The 18219-nt window shown below is 75.3% G+C and carries 17 protein-coding genes; 10 read left to right on the forward strand and 7 right to left on the reverse strand.

Translation table 11 applies throughout. From position 1 onward, the window contains the following. Positions 1-65: 65 nt before the first annotated feature. The 3 genes from ABD976_RS20405 to ABD976_RS20415 all read right to left on the reverse strand — a co-directional run bounded on the left by ABD976_RS20405 (position 66) and on the right by ABD976_RS20415 (position 5261). Positions 66-3101, reverse strand: coding sequence for an arabinosyltransferase domain-containing protein (locus ABD976_RS20405; RefSeq protein WP_345365583.1), 3036 nt, complete (start codon positions 3099-3101; stop codon positions 66-68). 136 nt (positions 3102-3237) lie between these two features. After that, the gene (locus ABD976_RS20410; protein WP_345365585.1) at positions 3238-3990 is read right to left on the reverse strand and encodes a DUF1295 domain-containing protein; all 753 of its coding nucleotides are present in this window, start codon (positions 3988-3990) and stop codon (positions 3238-3240) included. Continuing rightward, entirely contained in the window at positions 3987-5261 is a 1275-nt protein-coding gene (locus ABD976_RS20415; RefSeq protein WP_345365587.1) for a class I SAM-dependent methyltransferase, read from the reverse strand. Before ABD976_RS20415 ends, ABD976_RS20410 begins: the two co-directional genes overlap by 4 nt. 143 nt (positions 5262-5404) lie before the next feature. Here ABD976_RS20415 and ABD976_RS20420 point away from each other — a divergent pair, with 143 nt between their 5' ends. From ABD976_RS20420 to ABD976_RS20450, 7 genes are read left to right on the forward strand one after another with little or no spacing between them, the layout of a single operon-like run. After that, a complete protein-coding gene (locus tag ABD976_RS20420; RefSeq protein WP_345365589.1) occupies positions 5405-6037 on the forward strand; it encodes an alpha/beta hydrolase in 633 nt (210 codons plus the stop codon). Further along, complete coding sequence (locus ABD976_RS20425) at positions 6034-7290, forward strand: NAD(P)/FAD-dependent oxidoreductase (protein ID WP_345365591.1); 1257 nt, start codon at positions 6034-6036, stop codon at positions 7288-7290. Before ABD976_RS20420 ends, ABD976_RS20425 begins: the two co-directional genes overlap by 4 nt. Then, on the forward strand, positions 7290-8015 hold the full coding sequence (locus tag ABD976_RS20430; RefSeq protein WP_345366835.1) for a DUF1365 domain-containing protein: 726 nt from the start codon (positions 7290-7292) through the stop codon (positions 8013-8015). The genes ABD976_RS20425 and ABD976_RS20430 overlap by 1 nt, the downstream gene beginning before the upstream one ends. Next, a complete protein-coding gene (locus tag ABD976_RS20435) occupies positions 8012-9256 on the forward strand; it encodes a class I SAM-dependent methyltransferase (protein WP_345365593.1) in 1245 nt (414 codons plus the stop codon). Before ABD976_RS20430 ends, ABD976_RS20435 begins: the two co-directional genes overlap by 4 nt. A 35-nt stretch (positions 9257-9291) precedes the next feature. Next, positions 9292-9885, forward strand: coding sequence for an ECF RNA polymerase sigma factor SigK (gene sigK / locus ABD976_RS20440; RefSeq protein ID WP_345365595.1), 594 nt, complete (start codon positions 9292-9294; stop codon positions 9883-9885). Further along, a complete protein-coding gene (locus ABD976_RS20445) occupies positions 9882-10634 on the forward strand; it encodes an anti-sigma factor (protein WP_345365597.1) in 753 nt (250 codons plus the stop codon). The genes sigK and ABD976_RS20445 overlap by 4 nt, the downstream gene beginning before the upstream one ends. A 32-nt stretch (positions 10635-10666) precedes the next feature. Further along, on the forward strand, positions 10667-11173 hold the full coding sequence (locus tag ABD976_RS20450) for a TspO/MBR family protein (RefSeq protein ID WP_345365599.1): 507 nt from the start codon (positions 10667-10669) through the stop codon (positions 11171-11173). A 51-nt stretch (positions 11174-11224) separates the two neighbouring features. Here ABD976_RS20450 and ABD976_RS20455 read toward each other — a convergent pair whose 3' ends face one another. Together ABD976_RS20455 and ABD976_RS20460 are read right to left on the reverse strand one after the other, a co-directional pair. Then, positions 11225-11560, reverse strand: a complete 336-nt coding sequence (locus ABD976_RS20455) for a hypothetical protein (RefSeq protein ID WP_345365601.1) — start codon at positions 11558-11560, stop codon at positions 11225-11227. 82 nt (positions 11561-11642) lie between these two features. Beyond that, on the reverse strand, positions 11643-12860 hold the full coding sequence (locus tag ABD976_RS20460) for a DUF1015 family protein (protein WP_345365603.1): 1218 nt from the start codon (positions 12858-12860) through the stop codon (positions 11643-11645). Positions 12861-13107: 247 nt separating this feature from the next. Here ABD976_RS20460 and ABD976_RS20465 point away from each other — a divergent pair, with 247 nt between their 5' ends. Continuing rightward, positions 13108-13995 carry an SDR family NAD(P)-dependent oxidoreductase gene (locus ABD976_RS20465; RefSeq protein ID WP_345365605.1) on the forward strand — a complete coding sequence of 296 codons (888 nt, stop codon included), beginning with the start codon at positions 13108-13110 and terminating at the stop codon, positions 13993-13995. Positions 13996-13999: 4 nt separating this feature from the next. On the opposite strand, the gene ABD976_RS20470 is transcribed toward ABD976_RS20465, so the two are convergent. Beyond that, positions 14000-15031, reverse strand: coding sequence for an Lrp/AsnC family transcriptional regulator (locus tag ABD976_RS20470; RefSeq protein ID WP_345365607.1), 1032 nt, complete (start codon positions 15029-15031; stop codon positions 14000-14002). Between the two features lie 188 nt (positions 15032-15219). Between ABD976_RS20470 and ABD976_RS20475 the strand changes: the two genes are divergently transcribed. Both ABD976_RS20475 and ABD976_RS20480 read left to right on the forward strand, forming a co-directional pair. Then, a complete protein-coding gene (locus ABD976_RS20475) occupies positions 15220-16728 on the forward strand; it encodes an AbgT family transporter (protein ID WP_345366837.1) in 1509 nt (502 codons plus the stop codon). Positions 16729-16760: 32 nt separating this feature from the next. Then, positions 16761-17909, forward strand: a complete 1149-nt coding sequence (locus tag ABD976_RS20480) for a M20 family metallopeptidase (protein WP_345365609.1) — start codon at positions 16761-16763, stop codon at positions 17907-17909. Between the two features lie 18 nt (positions 17910-17927). Here ABD976_RS20480 and ABD976_RS20485 read toward each other — a convergent pair whose 3' ends face one another. Next, positions 17928-18206 carry a DUF6343 family protein gene (locus tag ABD976_RS20485; protein ID WP_345365611.1) on the reverse strand — a complete coding sequence of 93 codons (279 nt, stop codon included), beginning with the start codon at positions 18204-18206 and terminating at the stop codon, positions 17928-17930. Positions 18207-18219 lie beyond the last annotated feature (13 nt).

The following is an 18219-nucleotide window of genomic DNA, read 5'->3' on the forward strand; positions in this document are numbered from 1 at the left end:
TCCTCCGGTCCAGCGGTACCGCTGTGCGGCCCATCTCGGAGCCATACCCGCGGCGCGGCCGTCCGTCACGTGTTCGTGTCGGTCAGCGGGGTCCGGTCCCCTTCCCAGCCCCAGCGGAGCACCTCGTGGGTCCGGGTGTCGTAGGCGTCCCGCCGCTGCGGGTAGGACACGAGCACGAACTCGCCCCAGTCGGCGTACTCGGGGGCGTCCTCGGTGCCCCGCAGCCGGGTCGGCACGGTCGTCCGGTCCCCGGCTTCGGACACCCCGGCGAAGCTGCCCCCGATGTCGCGGACGAAGGCCGCCTCGCCGCTGAAGCCGAGCTCCTCCGGGGGGATCAGCAGCGCGGTCGGCGCCTCGGCGAGGCCGCCGCCGACGCGTGGGGAACGGCGCACGCACGGGGCGTTCCACACCATCGACCAGTCCACGTAGACCGACTCCTGGGCGCGCAGCAGGCTCCGCAGCGGCACCACCCGGCGCAACCGGGGCGCGGTCGTCGCCAGCCAGCCGCCCCCGTCGGTGGTGCCGTCCACGGCGTGCACCCGGACCAGGTCCGCCCCCGGCGGGACCTCCGCGGGGTCCAGGTGCAGCGCCCGCCACTCGGGGGTGTCCTGCGGCCGGTCCCGCACCAGGCGGTCGCTCGGGTAGACCGGGCGTTCGTCGGCGTCCCGGTAGGCGTCGTCGAGTACGCGCTCGCCGAGCCACCGCACGTCACCGGCCGGGTCGCGGCGGCCGAACTCCAGCGCGAGCCGGTTGCCGTCGCCGGTGCGACCGGCCACCGACACGGTGAGCTCCTCCTCCAGGGCGAGCCGGGGGAGCCCGAACCACCGGCTGGTCATCCGCCCGGTCGACGGTGGCCCGCCGCCCGCGCTGCCCCACCACGTCCACTCCCCGGGCGGTCCGCCGGAGCGGGAGCCGCCCGCCTCCTCGAACCCGGTGAGCTCCGCCTGGCCGCGGACGGGGCGCAGCACGCCGCCGGGGAAGTCCCGGAGGGCGTCGACGTGGTCGACGATGCCGCACCCGCCCGCCGCGTCGGGGATGCTCCGGCCGCCCACCGAGAAGCTCTCCGCGCGGCGGACCGGCGCGACCGCGAACGAGCCGAGCAGCACCACGACCGCCAGGCCGAGCGCGGTGGCGGCCAGCGGCGCGGGCAGCCCGGCCAGCGCCCGCCGGGCCGCCGGCCGACCCCGCCACCGGGCGAGGGCGAGCACCGCCACGGCGCCCAGCGCCCACAGCAGCGGTGAGTCGAACGGGCGCAGCGGACCGTCGTCCCGGGGCACGCCGTGGTGCGAGTGCAGGAACCAGGTGTTGGTCCCGGCGTAGGCCAGGCCCGCCGCGAGCGCGGTCAGCCCCGCCCCGATCCCGCCGATGACCCGGACCGAGGTGTGCTCGGACCAGTGCCGGGCGGCGCAGGCGATGAGCACCACCGACATCGTCGCGGCCAGCGCGCCCAACCCCGCCAGCGCCCCGAAGTAGTGGGTCCACTTCGACGGGGTCAGCGCCAGGGCGGCCACGGCCAGCGCGGTGGCGGGCAGCACGGTGGCCGCCGAGCGCAGTCCGGGCAGCTGCTGCCCGCCCCGGGCCAGGAGCAGCGCCGCGCAGGCCAGCAGCGCCAGGGTGATCAGCACCGGCAACCGGCGGGCGAAACCACCCTGTTCGGGGAACTCCTCGAAGCCGAGCAGGTACCCGTACCGGCGGAACTCCTCGAACCACGGCACGTCCGGTCCGTAGAACCGGTGCAGTTCGGTGGCGCGCAGCACGCCGTACCAGCTCTGGTCGGCGAACATCGCCACCAGTCCCACGGCGGCCAGGCAGCAGACCAGCGCCAGCGCGGCGAGCGCGCCGAGCGCCGGTCCGGTGCCGCGCAGCGCGCGCCAGATCCGCGGTGCCAGCACCAGCACCGGCGCGAGCGCGGTGATCCCCGCCGGGTTCACCGCGATCGTCAGGCCGGCCGCCAAGGCGCCGAGCCCGAGGAGCAGCGCGCCGCCGTCCCGCTCGGTGCCCCGCAGCACGCAGGTCAGCACCGCCGTGGTGCCCAGGGCGATGAACGGTTCCGGCCGGACGCCCAGCCCGAACGGCAGCCACCAGGCCAGCAGCGCGATCGCCAGCAACCAGCGCACCCCGACGCGGTGGGCGGCGGCCGGGAGCGCGACCGGCAGCGCACCGCGGCTGAGCAGCACCCAGGTCAGCACCGCGGCCACCGCGCTGGGCAGCCGCAGCACCAGCGGAGCGGCGTGCAGCGCCACCAGCGGTTCGACCAGGTGCAGGACCAGGGTGAACGGCGCTTCGGCCGCGTTCTGCCAGCGGTAGTAGTTGGTGAACGCGCCGGTCTCCAGGGCGTTGCGCACGATGCCCTCGGTGAACGCGTCGTCCGGGGTGCGCGGCCCCAGCGCGGTCCAGGCGCCGACGGCGGCCAGCAGGCCGAGATCGGCGGTCCACCACCACCGGCCCGGAGCCCGCCGGGGCGCTCCGGGCGCGCGGTGCCCGCGGTCCCGCCGCCGCAGCAGCACCAGCGCCGCGGCGGCCAGCACGAGCTGCGCCGCCGCCAGCGCCACCTTGGCGGCGGTCGGGGAGCTCTCGAACCACGTGGCGGTGCGCGCCCGCACCTCCAACCCGGCGGCCTCCTCCGGGGCGAGGTCGGTGCTGAAGGTGACGATCTCCCGCACCCGGTCGTCGGGCAGGTCGATCCGCCATCCGCCGACGGAGAGTTCGCCGCCGCCGACACCGGAGCGCAGCCGCACCGAGCAGTCCCCGCCGGGGATCGGCGCGCGGTGCACCTGCTGCCCGCCGAGCAGCACGACCAGGTCGCCGGCGGCCGTGCCGACCGCGAAGCCCTCGGTCGGCTGACCCGGCGGCGTGCTGCTGACCAGCGTCGTCGGTGCCCCGGCGCGGTCGCCCGCGCGGACCACCGGGCACGGCACCGCCACCCGCACGTCCGCGGGCGCGTAGGGCACGAAGAAGGCGGTGGTCGATTCGGGCAGCCGTCCGGCCTGCGGCCAGGTCACCACCGTCTCCTCGGCGTGGACGGGCGCGAACGGCAGCAGCAGCGCCGCGACGACGCCGGCCAGGCCCAGCAGGAGGGTGGCGGCTCGGGAGGTGCTCACGTCGGCACGGTCCCACCGGCGGGGCTGATCCGTGCGGCACGGGGCGAGCGTCGCCACCGGAACGGGTGGGCTCCGGGGACTGTGCCCGTCCCCGGAGCCCGATCGTGCGGCGCGAGAGAGGACCGCACGAGCCTGGTCAGCTCCGCTTCGGCGGCAGCGGGACGAACCCGCTGGTGCGCGCCACGTAGTCAGCGTAGCCGGGACGGCGCTGCTCGATGTCCTTCTCCAGCATCGGCTTGCCGGTGCCCCGCGCCAGCAGCCAGGTCATCAGCAGCGGCGAGAGGACGGTCAGTGGCCCGGGCCAGTGCTGGCAGGCGATGAGGTACAGCCCCCACCAGACGCAGGCGTCGCCGAAGTAGTTGGGGTGCCGCGTGTACCGCCACAGGCCGGTGTCCAGCACCCCGCCCTCGTTGGCCGGGTCGGCGCGGAACCGGCGGAGCTGCTCGTCGCCGACCACCTCGAAGCCGAACCCGACCAGCCACACCAGCACCCCGGCGACGGTGAACGCCCCCGCGCCGGGGGCGGAGAACTGCACCGGCAGCGACACGAACCACATCGCCACCGCCTGCGTGAGGTAGGTCCGGGCGTACATCCGCAGCACCGGCCGCTTCCCCTTGCGCAGCATCGCGGCGTAGCGGCGGTCCTCGGGCCCGCCCGCGTTGCGGCGGTGCAGGTGCCAGGACAGCCGCACGCCCCACACCGCGGTCAGCGCCACCGCCACCGGGCTGATCCCGCCGACGACCAGCGAGACCGCGGCGATCACCGCGAACCCGGCGCCCCACGCGGTGTCGATGGTGTCGTACTTGCCGCGCAGGTGGGCGATGCCGAACGTCGCGGTCACCACCAGCAGCGCGGTCACCAGGGCGATCAGCGGCAGGAAGGCGTTCACGGCAGGGCCTCCCGCAGGACCGGCGGCATCCCGGAAGCACCGGTGGTGTCCGGGCGGACGGCGAGGAACTGGTCGACGCCCATCCGGTTCTCCTCGAAGGCCAGCATCCCGCCCGCCAGGTACAGCCGCCACACGCGGTACCCCTGTTCGCCGAGCAGTCGCACCACCTCGCCGCGCCGCTCCTCGAGGGTGCGGGTCCAGGCCGCCACGGTCCGCACGTAGTGCTCGCGCATCGCCTCCACGTCGCGCACCTCGAACCCGGCCTCCTGGAGGTGCCGCGCCGTGCCGGCCATCGGCACCATCGCCATGTCCGGGGCGATGTAGGACTCGATGAACGCCCCGCCGCCCGGAGCGGTGGACCCGCGCGACATCTGCTGGAGCAGCAGCCGCCCGGTCGGCCGCAGCATCCGGAACAGCGCGGCGGTGTAGGCGGGGTAGTTCGCCGCGCCCACGTGCTCGCCCATCTCGACGCTGGCGACCGCGTCGTAGGGGATGTCGGACAGCTCCCGGTAGTCCTGCAACCGCACCTCGACCGAGCCCCGCAGGCCGAACTGCTCGATGCGCCGCCGGACGTGGTCGCGCTGCTGCCGGGACAGCGTGATGCCGGTGGCGCGCACGCCGTGGTGGCGGGCCGCGTGGATCAGCAGCGATCCCCAGCCGCAGCCCACGTCGAGCAACCGCATCCCCGCCCGCAGGCCCAGCTTGCGGCAGATCAGCTCGGACTTGGCCCGCTGCGCCTCGGCGAGGTCCTCGGTGCCGGTGGCGAAGTAGCCGCAGGAGTAGGCCATGGCCGGGTCCAGCAGCAGTTCGTAGAACTCGTTGCCGAGGTCGTAGTGGTGCGCGATCGCCGATCGGTCCCGGGCCCGGCTGTGCAGCGCGCCGCGCTGCCTGGCCTCGGCGGCGGGCACCGGCGGGCGCGGGCCCACCGCGCCCAGCCGCGCCGCGCCCGCCGCGATGCCCCACCACCCGCTGATGCGCTGGATCCCGACGCCGTGCTCGCGGGCCAGGGCCCAGCAGCGGCGCAGCGCCTCGGTCAGGTCGCCCTCCACGGCGAGGTCGCCGAGCACGAACGCGCGCGCCAGGCCGAGCTCGCCGGGGGACCACACCAGGTGGCGCAGCGCCCGCCTGCGCCGCACCACCACCTGCGGTCCGCTCGCGGGCCCGGCGCGGCTGCCGTCCCAGGCCCGCAGCCCGACGGGCAGCGGTACGCCGAGCAGCTCCTCGACGAGCCGCTCGATGGCCTTCGCGGCTCCGGTCTTCGCGCGCGGCACTCGTCCTCCCGAGGTCGGTGGTCTCGTCCTGCTCTTCGGGGCGCCGGAGCACCCGGATTGGCGGATGTGTCGACCGTCACAGGAGAAGAAACCGCCGGGGGACCAATCCAGCGGTGAGCGGGATCCGAACAACCGGTATGCGCATGAACGACCCGGAGATCCGCATCCGGATGTCCCGATCGGACACCACGGACACCGTGTTCCTGGTGCTGCACGGTGGCCGGGCGACCAGCAGCGAGCCGGTGCGGGCCACCCAGCTCGCCTTCCGGCGGATGCTGCCGCTGGCCGGCGCCGTGCACCGCGGCACCGCCCACTTCGGTGCGGCGGTGTGGGTGCTGCGCAACCGGGTGCGGGGCTGGAACGACGACCGGCTCGACGCCGTCCGGGACGCCCGGTGGGCGCTGGACATCATCGGCCGGGCCCACCCGCGGGCGCGGGTGGCGCTCATCGGGCACTCGATGGGCGCCCGGGCGGCACTGCGGGTCGCCGACGCGCCTGCGGTGCGGTCGGTGTGCGCGCTGGCGCCGTGGACGCTGCGGACCGACCCGGTGGCGCAGCTGCGGGACCGGGGGCTGCTCATCGTCCACGGCGACCGCGACCGCACCACCTCGCCCGCGGCGTCGCAGGACTTCGCCCGGCGCGCCCGCGCGGCCGGGGCGAGGGTGGAACGCATCGTCATCAGCGGCTCCGGGCACGCGATGCTGCGGCACGCCCGGTCGTGGAACGAGCACGTCCGCCGCTTCGCGGTGGAGCACGCGAGGGGAGACGCGCGATGACCGGGACGATCGGCGTGATCGGCGCGGGCGTGTCCGGGCTGACCGCCGCGCACCTGCTGGCCACCCGCCACGACGTGGTGCTGTTCGAGGCCGACGACCGGCTCGGCGGGCACGCCCACACCCACGACCTGACCGCGGAGGACGGCCGCCCGGTGCCCGTCGACACCGGCTTCCTGGTGCACAACGAGCGGACCTACCCGAACCTGCTGCGGCTGTTCGCCGAGCTCGGCGTCACCACCCGCGACACCGAGATGTCGATGAGCGTGCGCTGCGAGGGCTGCGGCCTGGAGTACGCGGGCGCGCGGAAGCTGGCCGGCCTGTTCCCCACCGCCGCCACCGCCCGCAACGGCCGCTACCTGCGGATGCTCGCCCAGGTGCCGCGCTTCCACCGGGAGGCCAACCGGCTGCTGGACGACCCGGCGGCCGACCCCGGCACCACGCTCGGCGAGTTCCTGGCGCGCGGCGGCCACTCCCGCTACTTCACCGAGCACTTCGCGCTGCCGCTGGTCTCGGCGGTGTGGTCCACCGAGCGCGGGCTGGCCGAGCGCTACCCGGCCCGCTACCTGTTCCACTTCCTGCGCAACCACGGGATGCTGTCCGTCGGCGGGTCGCCGGCCTGGCGCACGGTCGTCGGCGGGTCCGGCGAGTACGTCCGGCGGATCGCCGAGCGGCTGCCCGCGGTGCGGTCCTCGACGCCGGTGCGCTCGGTGCACCCGCGCGCCGACGGCGTCGACGTCCGCGACCACGCCGACGTGGTGCACCGGGTGGACCGCGTCGTGCTCGCCACCCACGCCGACCAGGCGCTGGGCCTGCTGGCCGAGCCGACCGAGCGGCAGCGCCGGGTGCTGGGCGCGTTCGGCTACTCGGACAACGAGACGCTGCTGCACACGGACCCGGGGCCGCTGCCGGACCACGCCCGCGCGTCCTGGAACTACCTCAAGCCCGGGTGCGCGGGCGGCAGCGGCGCGGTGCGGGTCAGCTACGACCTCAACCGCCTGATGCGGCTGGCCGAACCGGTCGACTACGTCGTGACCCTCAACGGTGCCGACCGGGTGGCCCCGGACCGGGTGCTGGCCAAGATGCAGTACCGGCACCCGGTCTACACCCCGGAGTCCGTCGCGGCGCAGCGCGACCTGCCCGGCATCGGCGACGAGCGCGTCCGCTTCGCCGGGGCCTACCACGGCTGGGGTTTCCACGAGGACGGCTGCGCCTCCGGGGTCCGGGCCGCCGAGGCGATGGGGGTGCGGTGGTGATGCGGGCCCGGCTCTACGACGTGGTGGTCGCCCACCGCAGGCACGTCGACCCGGCGATGACCTTCCGGCACCGCCTGCACACCTGGCTGGTCGACCTGGACGCGCTGCCCCGGCTGCCGCTGCCGCTGCGCCCGCTGGCCCGGTTCGACTCCCGCGACCACCTCGGCGACCCGGCGCGGAGCATCCGGGAGAACCTGGACCGCTGGTTGGCCCTGCGGGGCGTGGACCTGCGCGGCGGGCAGGTGCTGATGCTGGCGAACGCCCGGGTCCTCGGCCACGCGTTCAACCCGCTCACCGTCTACTGGTGCCACGGCCCCGGCGGCGATCTGGAGTGCGTGGTGGCCGAGGTGCACAACACCTACGGCGAGCGGCACTGCTACCTGCTGCACCCGGACGCCGACGGGATCGGCGAGACCGCCAAGGAGTTCTACGTCTCGCCGTTCCTGCCCGAGCGCGGCGAGTACCGGATGCGGCTGGACCCGCCGGGGGAGCGGGTGGCGCTGCGCATCGAGTTCGGCCAGGACGGGCAGCGGATGCTCACCGCGACGCTGTCCGGCCACCGGCTGCCCGCGACCCGGCGGCGGATCCTGGGCCTGGCGCTGCGCCGACCCCTGGTCCCGCAACGGGTCTCGGCGCTGATCCGCGCGCACGGCCTCGCCCTGTGGGTCCGCGGTGCGCCGCGGACGCCCCGGCATCCCCACCACCACCAGGAAGGAGTCCGATGACCTCCGCGACCGCTCCGCCGCGCTCGACGGCGGCACCGTGGGACGAGCTCGGCGCCCCGCCGCACGCCCCGTTCCGGGCGGCCGTCGCCGAGCGGCTGTTCCGCCGCGCCGTCCGGGACCTGCCGGTCCGGATCGCGCTCGCCGGCGGGCCGCGGCTGGGCTCCGGCGGCCCGGGGTCCCCGCTGATGCGGATCGAACGCCCCGGGGCGTTCTTCCACCGGCTCGGCGCCGACGCCAAGATCGGCTTCGGCGAGGCCTACATGGCCGGGGACTGGTCCAGCCCGGAGCCCGCCGAGCTGCTCACGCCCTTCGCCGAGCGGATGGCCGCGCTGATCCCCGCGCCGCTGCAACTGGCGCGGCGCTGGGTGGACGCCCGGCAGCCGGGCACCGACCGGGGGACCGGCGCCGGCGCCCGCCGCAACGCCGAACACCACTACGACCTGTCCAACGACGTGTTCGCGGCGTTCCTCGACGAGACCATGACCTATTCCGCCGGTCTGTTCGTCCCGGGCGAGGACGACCTGGCCGCGGCGCAGCGGCGCAAGCTCGACCGGGTGCTGGACCTCGCGCACGTCACCGCGGGCACCGAGGTGCTGGAGATCGGCACCGGGTGGGGTTCGCTGGCGATCCGCGCGGCGCGGCGCGGGGCTCGGGTGACCACCGTGACGTTGTCCGCCGAGCAGCGGCGGTTGGCGTGGGAGCGGATCGCCGCGGCCGGGCTGGCCGACCGGGTGGAAGTCCGGCTGGCCGACTACCGCGAGGTCACCGGTACCTTCGACGCGATCGTCAGCGTGGAGATGATCGAGGCGGTGGGCCGCGACTTCTGGCCGGTCTACTTCCGCACCCTGGACCGGCTGCTCGCGCCGGGCGGGCGGATCGGGTTGCAGCTCATCACGATGCCGCACGACCGGATGCTGGCCACCCGCCGGTCCTACACCTGGATCCACAAGTACGTCTTCCCCGGCGGGCTGATCCCGTCGCCGGAAGCGGTGCGCCAGGTGGTCGCCGAGCACACCTCGCTGCGCGGCACCGACGGGTGCTCCTTCGGCGAGCACTACGCGCGGACGCTCGCGCAGTGGCGGGAGCGCTTCGGAGCGCGCTGGCAGGACGTCGCGGACCTGGGCTTCAGCGAGCGGTTCCGCCGCATGTGGGAGTTCTACCTGGCCTACAGCGAAGCCGGTTTCCGCGCGGGATATCTGGACGTGCGGCAGTGGGGCTTGCGCAAGCCGGGCCGGAGTTGACCGACGCCGGGGCGGACCCGGCCGGGGAGGAATCGATGGAAGACGCGACCGGCCGTCCGGCCGGGGAGACCGAGGCGGCGGACGGGCCGGGGCCGGAGCAGTTGCTCGTGGCCGTGGCCAGGGGCGACGAGCGGGCCTTCGCCCGGCTCTACGACCAGGTCGCGCCGCAGGTCTTCGGGCTCGTCCAGCGCATCGTGCGCGACGCCGCGCAGTCCGAGGAAGTTTCCCAGGAGGTGCTGGTCGAGGTGTGGCGCAGCGCCACCCGGTACCGCCCGGAGCGCGGCGGGGCGATGACCTGGATCCTCACCCTCGCGCACCGCCGCGCGGTGGACCGGGTGCGCGCGGCGCAGGCCGCCGCCGACCGGGAGGCCAAGGTCGGCAGGCAGGCCCCGGGGCGGCCCTACGACGAGGTGTCGGAGACCGTGCTGTCCCGGCTGGAGCAACGCCAGCTCCGGCGCTGCCTGACCACGCTGACCGAGCTGCAACGCGAGTCGGTGCTGCTGACCTACTACCGCGGCTACACCTACCGCCAGGCGGCGGGCCTGCTGGAGGCGCCGACGGCGACGGTCAAGACGCGCCTGCGCGACGGCCTGATCCGGTTGCGCGACTGCTTGGGGGTGGGGCGATGAACACCGATCCGTCCACGTTGACCGGTGCCTACGCGGTGGACGCGGTGGTCGGCGAGGAGCGAGCCGAGTTCGAGCGGCACCTCGCCTCCTGCGCGGACTGCGCGCAGGAGGTCGCCGAGCTGCGGGCGACCGCGGCGCGGCTGGGCGCCGACATCTCGGTGCCGCCACCGGAGGAGCTCAAGGCGAAGGTGCTGGAGCAGGTCTCCCGCACCCGGCAGGACCCGCCGCGGGTCACCGAGCTGCGGGCGCGGCGCCGCCCCGCTCGCCCCCGGGTCTGGACCACCCGGCTGGCGACCGCCGCCGCCGTGGTGGGGATCGCGCTGGCCGGGGTGTTCGGCGGGATGGCCTGGCACACCCAGCAGCAGCTCGCGCAGGTCACCGAGCAGATGCGGGAAGCGGGGGACGCCGGTCGCGAGATGGCCGAGGTGCTGCAGGCCCCGGACGCCGAACTGCTGCGCTCCTCGATGGGCACCGGCGAGACCACCGCGGTGGTGTCCCGGCAGACCGGGCAGGCCATGTTCCTCGGTTCCGACCTGCCCAGCCCGCCGCCGAGCCGCGTCTACCAGCTCTGGTTCATCGGGGAGGGCGGGCCGGTCTCGGCCGGGCTGCTCGAAGCGGATCCGGGCGAGCAGACCTCCTCCGTGGTCGCGCCGCTGCCACCGGGTACCCAGGCGTTGGCGGTCACCGTCGAACCCGCGGGCGGTTCGGCGCAGCCGACCGCGGACCCGGTGCTGACGTTGTCGCTGTGATCCGCCGAGCCCGGCGGAGGAGGGGAGGTGGGATGCCGACCGCGACCACCCGGAACCGGCCACCGGTGCGCTCCGCCGTCGTCGCGGCGGTGCTGTTCGCCGCGGCCGTCGCGCTGGTGGCCGCCGTCGGTTCGTGGGCGGCGGCCACCTCGGCCGAGCAGTACGCGGCGCTGCGGTTGCCCGGCTGGGCGCCGCCCGCCGCGCTGTTCGGTCCGGTGTGGACGGTGCTGTACGTGCTGCTGGCCTTCGCCGGGTGGCGGCTCTGGTACCGCGCGGCCGACGGTCGCGAGCTGCGCCGGTCGCTGACCTGGTACGGCGTCGGGCTGGTGCTCAACGCGCTGTGGACGCCGCTGTTCTTCGCCGCGCAGGCGCGGGCGTGGGCGCTGCTGGACATCGCGCTGCTGGACGTCGCGGTCGTCGGCCTGCTGGTGCTGGCCGCGCGCCGCGACCGGCTCGCCGCCGCGGCCCTGGTGCCGTACCTGCTCTGGGTGCTCTACGCCACCGCCCTCACCGCCGCGATCCTCACCCTGAACGGGTGAGCCAGGTGAGGGGCACCTCCATCCGACATGGCCGGAGGAGGTGCCCCTCGCTCAGTCCCCTTCCGGGTGGTCCCGGGGTGTGCGGCGCGGGGGTGGGATCTCGGCGGGGCGCCGGGCGCGGTGGTGGCGCACCCGCGGTGCGGCGGCCAGCACCCGGTCCGGGTCGAGCCGGTCGCGGAGCTGGTGCCGGACGAGCTCGGCGTCGGCGACCGTCCAGGTCACCACGACCTCCTCGCCGTGCACCCGCCCCCGCTGCTCCAGCCACCGGGCCGCGTGCCGGACGACCAGCGCGGGCCGGTCCCGTTCGGCGGCCAGCCGGGCGGCGACCGAGCAGAGGTCCTGCCACCGGTCGTGCTCGTCCACCCGGTTCCTGCTCCGCGTGGTCATCGGCCACCTCCGCGGTCGGCGTCGGCCTCCAGTGAACCGCGACGCCGGACCGCGGCGGTACCGGCGAACGGGGCGCGGTGGGTCAGCCGTCGACCGCGCGCAGCACCAGGCCGGGGTGCGGCACCGGGCGGAACGCCGTGGACTTGCACGGCAGCCGCAGCCCCGCCGAGAACGCGCTGCGCAGTTCGGCTTGGCGGGGCGGGGTGACCAGCACCGCGATCCCGCCGTCGCGCTGCACCCGGCGCACCGCGCGGCCGGGGCTGGATTCGTAGCCGATCGCGCCCGGCGCGGCCGGCACCCGCCACAACCAGTCGATCAGCGCCGCGTGCAGCACCGCCAGCTGCATCCGGTGCAGCGGGGCGGGAACCGCGGCGAGCGCCTCGGCCAGCAGCGGCTCCACCGGGTCGGTCAGCAGGAACGTCCCGTGCCCGGTGACCACGGCGAAGGCGGTGGTGTGCTCGGCGGTGTGCCGCAGCACCCGCAGCCATTCCCCCAGATCCCCGCGCAGCCGCGTCATCCGGAAGGCCCCGGCCGCGCTGTCCAGCGCCGTCCACGGGTCCGCGGCGGGCAGCACCCGGTGCACCGGGGCCACCAGCAGCGGACTGCGCCGGGTGTCCACCAGCAGCGCCGAGGCGTAGTCCCACGGCCCGGTGCCGCTGCCCCGGGCGTGCCGGAGGCGCCGGAGCTGCCGGGCGGCGATCCAGCGGTGGTGGCCGTCGGCGAGCAGGGCGGGGGAGCGGGCCAGCTCGGCGGCGATCTCCTCGTGCACGGCGGGCTGGGTGATGCGCCAGAGCTGGTGGCGCTGGCCGTCCGGGCCGAGCACCTCCGCGGTCGGCGGGCGCTGGCCGAGCGCGTCCAGGTGCCCGGCGGTGGTCCCGGTCCCGGAGTAGCCCAGCAGCAGCGGCCCGAGGTCGAGGCCGCCGGTCGCCATCATCCGGGACAGCGCCTCGGCGCGTTCGGGCAGCACGTCCTGGTGCGGCAGCAACCTGCTGTCCAGGTGCACCGCGCCGAGCACGCCGCGCTGGTCGCCGTGCGGCCCGGACTGCCGGTAGGCGTAGAGGGCGTCGCGCGGCTCCCGCAGCACGGTGCCGCTGCGCTGCCACGAGCGCAGCACCGCCGCCGCCTCCTGCGCCGCGCCGTCGGAGAGGTCGGTGAGCTGGCCCCACGGGGTCGCGTACCGCCCGGCCAGCTCGCGCATCCGCTCCGGGGCGATCCGCCACCCGCGGAACGGTTCGACCACGACGCCGCGCTCGGTCCCGGCGCGCCGCGGCGCGACCCGGTGCGGACTGGACTCGGGCACCTGAGGACTCCCGGCGTTGATCGAACTCGCCGCGCCACGGTATCGGGTCCACCGGTGGCGGCCCGCCGGGGAGGTGGTCCGCCGCTGCCGGGCGGTTGGTACATCGGCACTAGTCAGCGACCCGGCGTTCGGCGCAGCGTGCGCGCCGCTCGGCGCGGCACCGGGGGCGCGGTGCGGGCGGCTCCGAGATGCTGGCCGCGCGGTGCGACGGCGCGGTGTGCGCGCGACCCGGTGCGAGAGGACGGCGATGCAGGAGCTGCTGGCGGACAAGGCGGTGGTGGTGACCGGCGCGGGGCGGGGGCTGGGCGAGGCGTTCGCCCTGCACGCCGCGCACGCGGGCGCCTCGGTCGTGGTCAACGACGTGGACGGCCCGCTGGCCGAAGCGACCGCGGCCACCATCCGCGCGCACGGCGGCCGGGCCGTGCCCAGCGCGGCGTCGGTGGCCGACGCCGAGCAGGCGGACGGGATCGTCGAGACCTGCGTGCGGGAGTTCGGCCGGATCGACGGCCTGGTCAACAACGCGGGCCTGAACTACGAGGCGCTGCCGTGGCAGGACGACGCGGCGCGGGCCCGGGAGCTGATCGAGGTCAACGTGCTCGGCGTGCTGCACACCGGGCTCGCCGCGCTGCGCGAGATGCACCGGACCGGGGCCGGCGGGGCGATCGTGAACATCTCCTCGGGGGCGTCCCTGGGCCAGCGCGCGCTCGGCGCGTACGCGGCGAGCAAGGGCGCGGTGGCCTCGCTGACCTACTCGTGGGCGCTGGACGCCGAGCAGATCGGGGTGCGGGTGAACGCGGTGTGCCCGCTGGCGCACACCCGGATGGTGTGGAACTCCGAGCGCTCGCTGCGCAACTGCCCGCCGGAGCGGACGCCGTCCCGGATCGCACCGCTGGTGCTCTACCTGCTCAGCGACGCGGCGGCGGGGATCACCGGCCAGCTCGTCCGGTGCAACGGACCGCAGCTGCACCTGATCGGCCAGCCCCACCTCAAGGAACCGATCCTGGAGCGCGAGGTGTGGGACACCGAGGCGGTGCGCGAGGCGTTCGACGAGGTCTTCGGCGCGCACCTCGAACCCTACGGGCTGGAGAAGCGGGTGCCGCCCCGGCTGCGGAAGTGGACCGCCCGCAGCGCGTGACCGCTCAGCCGGGTGCGGTGCCGCGCAGCGGGATCCGGGCCTCGCCCAGCCGGACGCCGTCCCGGTCGATCCAGTACCGGCGCAGCACGTCGAGCACCACCGAGACCTCCGTCGACCGGATGCCCGGCAGACCGGCGAGATCGTCGGAGAGGAAGTCGGCGAGCGCGTCCTCGTCGCCGAACACGCCCTGGTGGATGACGGTCGCGCTGCCCGCCACCACCGAGACGTAGCGGGCCGACGGGTGGTTCCCGAGCGCCCGGCCGACCTCGGCGGTGGTGCCGGGCTCGGTGGCCAGCGCGACCACCGCTTCGACCTGGAAGCCGAGCACGGCGGGCTCCACCTCCACGCGGGGGCGCACGACGCGGCGCTCCAGCAGACCGCCGAGCAGCCGGTGCGCGCTGGACTGGCTCACGCCGAGCTCGCGCGCCAGGTCGCTGGAGGTCAGCCGGGCGTTGCCGTGCAGCAGCGCGGCGGCGCGCCGTTCCGGTTCCGACAGCGACTCGAAAGCGACGGCGGGGGACGGGGGATCGGCGCGCCGGTGCGCGGCCAGCGCGGCGCGCACCGGGTCGGGCACGGGGGCGCCGCACCAGGCGTCGGCCCGGCCGACGGCGCGCAGCACCAGGTCGGACCGGGTGTCGCGCACCCCGCCGACCGCCGGGATGCGCCGGGTGAGCAGATCCCGGGCCGCGGCGCGGTTCCCGGGGTGCGCGGTGCAGTAGACGTCGGCGCGACCGGAGGTCAGCGCGACGTACTGCACCTCGGGCAGCGCGGCCAGCCGGCGGGCGACCTCGGGCGAGCGCCCCGGAGCGGTGGTGATCCAGACGTGCCGGGGCCGGGTCTCGGAGACCAGGTTCCAGTCGAGCTGGCCGATCACCCGCAGCAGCCGGTCGTCGTGCAGCCGCTGCCACCGCCGGCCGATGGTGCTCGCCGAGCTGCCGAGCGCGTCGGCCAGCGCGCGCAACGGCGCGCGGGGCGCCTGCTGGAGGGCGCCGATCAGGGCCAGGTCCAGTTCGTCGACGAGCGCTGCGCCGGTCACGGACGAATAGTATCCCCGCCGCGAGCCGGTTTACCGAATGGATACACCGCAGACTTCCCCGTTCTTGACAGGAACTGCCGCGCCGGATTTGAATCGCACGCCAGTGCCCGGCGCAGCGCCGAGCGCCCCGATCGTCGAACCGAGGAGTCGCGGTGGGTCCCAGAACGAGCGCAGACGGCTCCCGGTCGATGGGCGCGGTGCTGCGGTTCCTGCACCTCGTCGAACGCGTCGGCAACCGGTTGCCGCACCCGTTCTGGCTGTTCACGATCATGGCCGGGCTGGTCGTCGTGCTCAGCGCGGTGCTCAGCGCCCTCGGCGTCTCGGCGGTGTCCCCGGTGGACGGCGAGACGATCCGGGTCCGGAGCCTGCTCTCCGCCGAGGGCGTCGGGGTGATCGTCGGCGACGCGGTGGACAACTTCGCCGCGTTCCCGCCGCTGGCGCTGATCATCGTGGTGATGCTGGGCGTGTCGGTGGCCGAGCGCAGCGGGCTGCTCGGCGCGCTGCTGCGCGGCAGCGTGAGCCGGGTACCGCCGAAGTACCTGACCTTCGCCCTGGCGCTGACCGGGATCAGCGGCAGCGTGGCCTCCGACGCGGCCTACGTGGTGCTCATCCCGTTGGGAGCCCTGGTCTTCAAGGCCGCCGGGCGCAGCCCCGTGCTGGGGCTCGTCGTGGCGTTCGGCTCGATCTCGGCGGGCTACAACGCCTCGCTGCTGCTCACCCCGACCGACGCGATCCTGGCCGGCCTGACCACCGGCGCCGCGCAGTTCATCGAACCCGGCCGGGTCGTCACCCCGCTGGCCAACTACTACTTCTCGATCGGCTCCGCGCTGTTCCTCGCCGTGGTGATCACCCTGGTCACCGAGTTCCTGCTGTCCCGGCGCACCCAGGGGATGCCCGCCGACGGCGAGGGCGCGGACGAGGAGCTCGGCGCGATGCGGCTGGGCCCGGACGAGCGCCGGGGGCTGCGCAACGCGGGGCTGGTGCTGTTCGGCTTCCTGCTCGTGGTGGTGCTGGCGATGCTGCCCGCCGGTTCGCCGTTGCGGGGTGAGGACGGCGGCATCCTCGACTCGCCGGTGATCACCGGGGTGGCCTACGTGCTCGGGCTGGTGTTCCTGCTGACCGGCGCGGTGTACGGGCGGACCACCGGCAGCATCCCGAAGGCGCGCGACGTCCCGCCCGCGATGACCGGCGGGGTGGTGGACCTGGCGCCGGTGGTGGTGCTGTTCTTCGCCGCCTCGCAGTTCCTGGCGTACTTCAAGTGGACCGGGCTGGGGGAGGTCGTCGCGATCCGCGGTGCGGCGGTGCTCGGTTCGGCCGACGTGCACCCGCTGCTGCTGTTCGCCGGGCTGATCGGCGTGGTCACGGTGATCAACCTGCTGATCACCAGCGGTTCGGCGCAGTGGGCGCTGGTCGGCCCGGTCTTCGTGCCGATGCTGATGCTGCTGGACGTGGCGCCGGAGACGACCCAGGCGGTGTTCCGGATCGCCGACTCGGCGACGAACCTGATCAGCCCGATGAGCCCGTACTTCGCGATGGCCCTCGGGTTGCTGCAGCGCTACCGCAAGGACGCGGGCATCGGCACGCTGATGTCGCTGACGCTCCCGATCGCCTTCGCGGTGCTGGTGATGTGGTCGCTGCTGTTCGCGGCGTGGTGGGCGCTGGGCATCCCGCTCGGCCCCGGCGCGCCGGTGCGGTGACGCGTGGGATCGACGACGGGAAAGGCGGCGATGTGGTGAGCAGGGCACTGGCGGACGCGGCGCGGCGGCGGCAGGAGGACGTGCTGGACGACCTGCGGCGGCTCGTGGAGAGCGAGACGCCGAGCGGTGACAAGGCCGCGCTGGACGCCGGATTGGCGGACCTGGAGGTGTGGCTGGGCGAGCGGCTCGGCGACCCCGCCGCGCGGGTCCGGCACGACGGCGGGGCGCGCGGCGACGTGCTGGACGTGACCTACCGGGGGACCGCGCCGGGCGCGGTGCTGCTGCTGTGCCACTACGACACGGTGTGGCCGGTCGGCACCTTGGCCGAGATGCCCTTCGCGGTGGACGGCGACCGGATCACCGGACCGGGGTGCCTGGACATGAAGCTGGGCATCGTGCACGGTGTCTGGGCGCTGCGGTTGCTGCGCGAGCTCGGGATCGCCCACCCGTCGGTGCGGTTCCTGCTCACCGGCGACGAGGAGATCGGCAGCCGCGCCTCGCAGCACCACATCGAACGCGCCTGCGCGGAGGTCGCCGCCACGCTGGTGCTGGAACCCGGCCGCGACGGCATGGTGAAGGTCCGCCGCAAGGGGCTGGGCCTGTTCGACGTGACCGCGCACGGCCTCGAAGCGCACGCCGGGCTGGACCCCTTCGCCGGGGCCAGCGCCGTGCACGCGCTGGCCGAGCTGGTACCGCGGATCACCGGCCTGGCCGACCCGGAGCGCGGCACCACGATCAACGTGGGGTTGTTCAGCGGGGGCACCGGGCGCAACGTGATCGCCGGCCGGGCGTCCTGCGAGGTCGACGTCCGCATCCAGGACCCGGCCGAGATGCCGCGCATCGACGCCGGTCTCGCGGCGCTGGGGCATGCCGACGAGCGCATCCGGATCGAGGTCTCCGGCGGGTGGAACCGCCCGCCGATGAACCCGGGTCCGCCGTCGGAAGCGCTGTTCGCCGGTGCCCGGGAGGTGGCGCGGGAGCTGGGGATGGACCTGGCCGGCACCTCGGTCGGCGGGGTCAGCGACGCGAACTTCGTGTCCGCGCTGGGATTCCCGGTGCTCGACGGGCTCGGCGCGGTCGGCGCCGGACCGCACTCCCGGGACGAGCACGTCGTGCCGAGCGCCTCGCCGGGGCAGATCGGCTTGGTCGGGGGACTGCTGCACCGGCTGGCCGGGAGCTGAGCAGCGCCGCCGGCTCGGTCAGCCGGGTTCGCCGCGGAGCTTGCGGTAGAGCACCCAGCCGAAGTCGACCGCGGCGATGGCGGCCAGCACGACGAGCGCCCACGCCAGCCAGCTCAGCTCGGGCAGGTTCAGGAAGATCAGGACCGCGGCGACCGCGCAGAACACGAGGCCGAATCCGGCCAGCCACAACCGCAGGGTGAGCGCGCTGCGGGCGTACGGCGCGCCGGCCACCCCGGCCATCGGGTCGTGGTAGCCGGGCAGACCGCGTTCGTAGTCCTCTCGCTTGCGCTTGGGCATGTCCCCGGAGTAC

Source organism: Saccharopolyspora cebuensis, from assembly GCF_039542665.1.
Lineage (GTDB): Bacteria > Actinomycetota > Actinomycetes > Mycobacteriales > Pseudonocardiaceae > Saccharopolyspora > Saccharopolyspora cebuensis.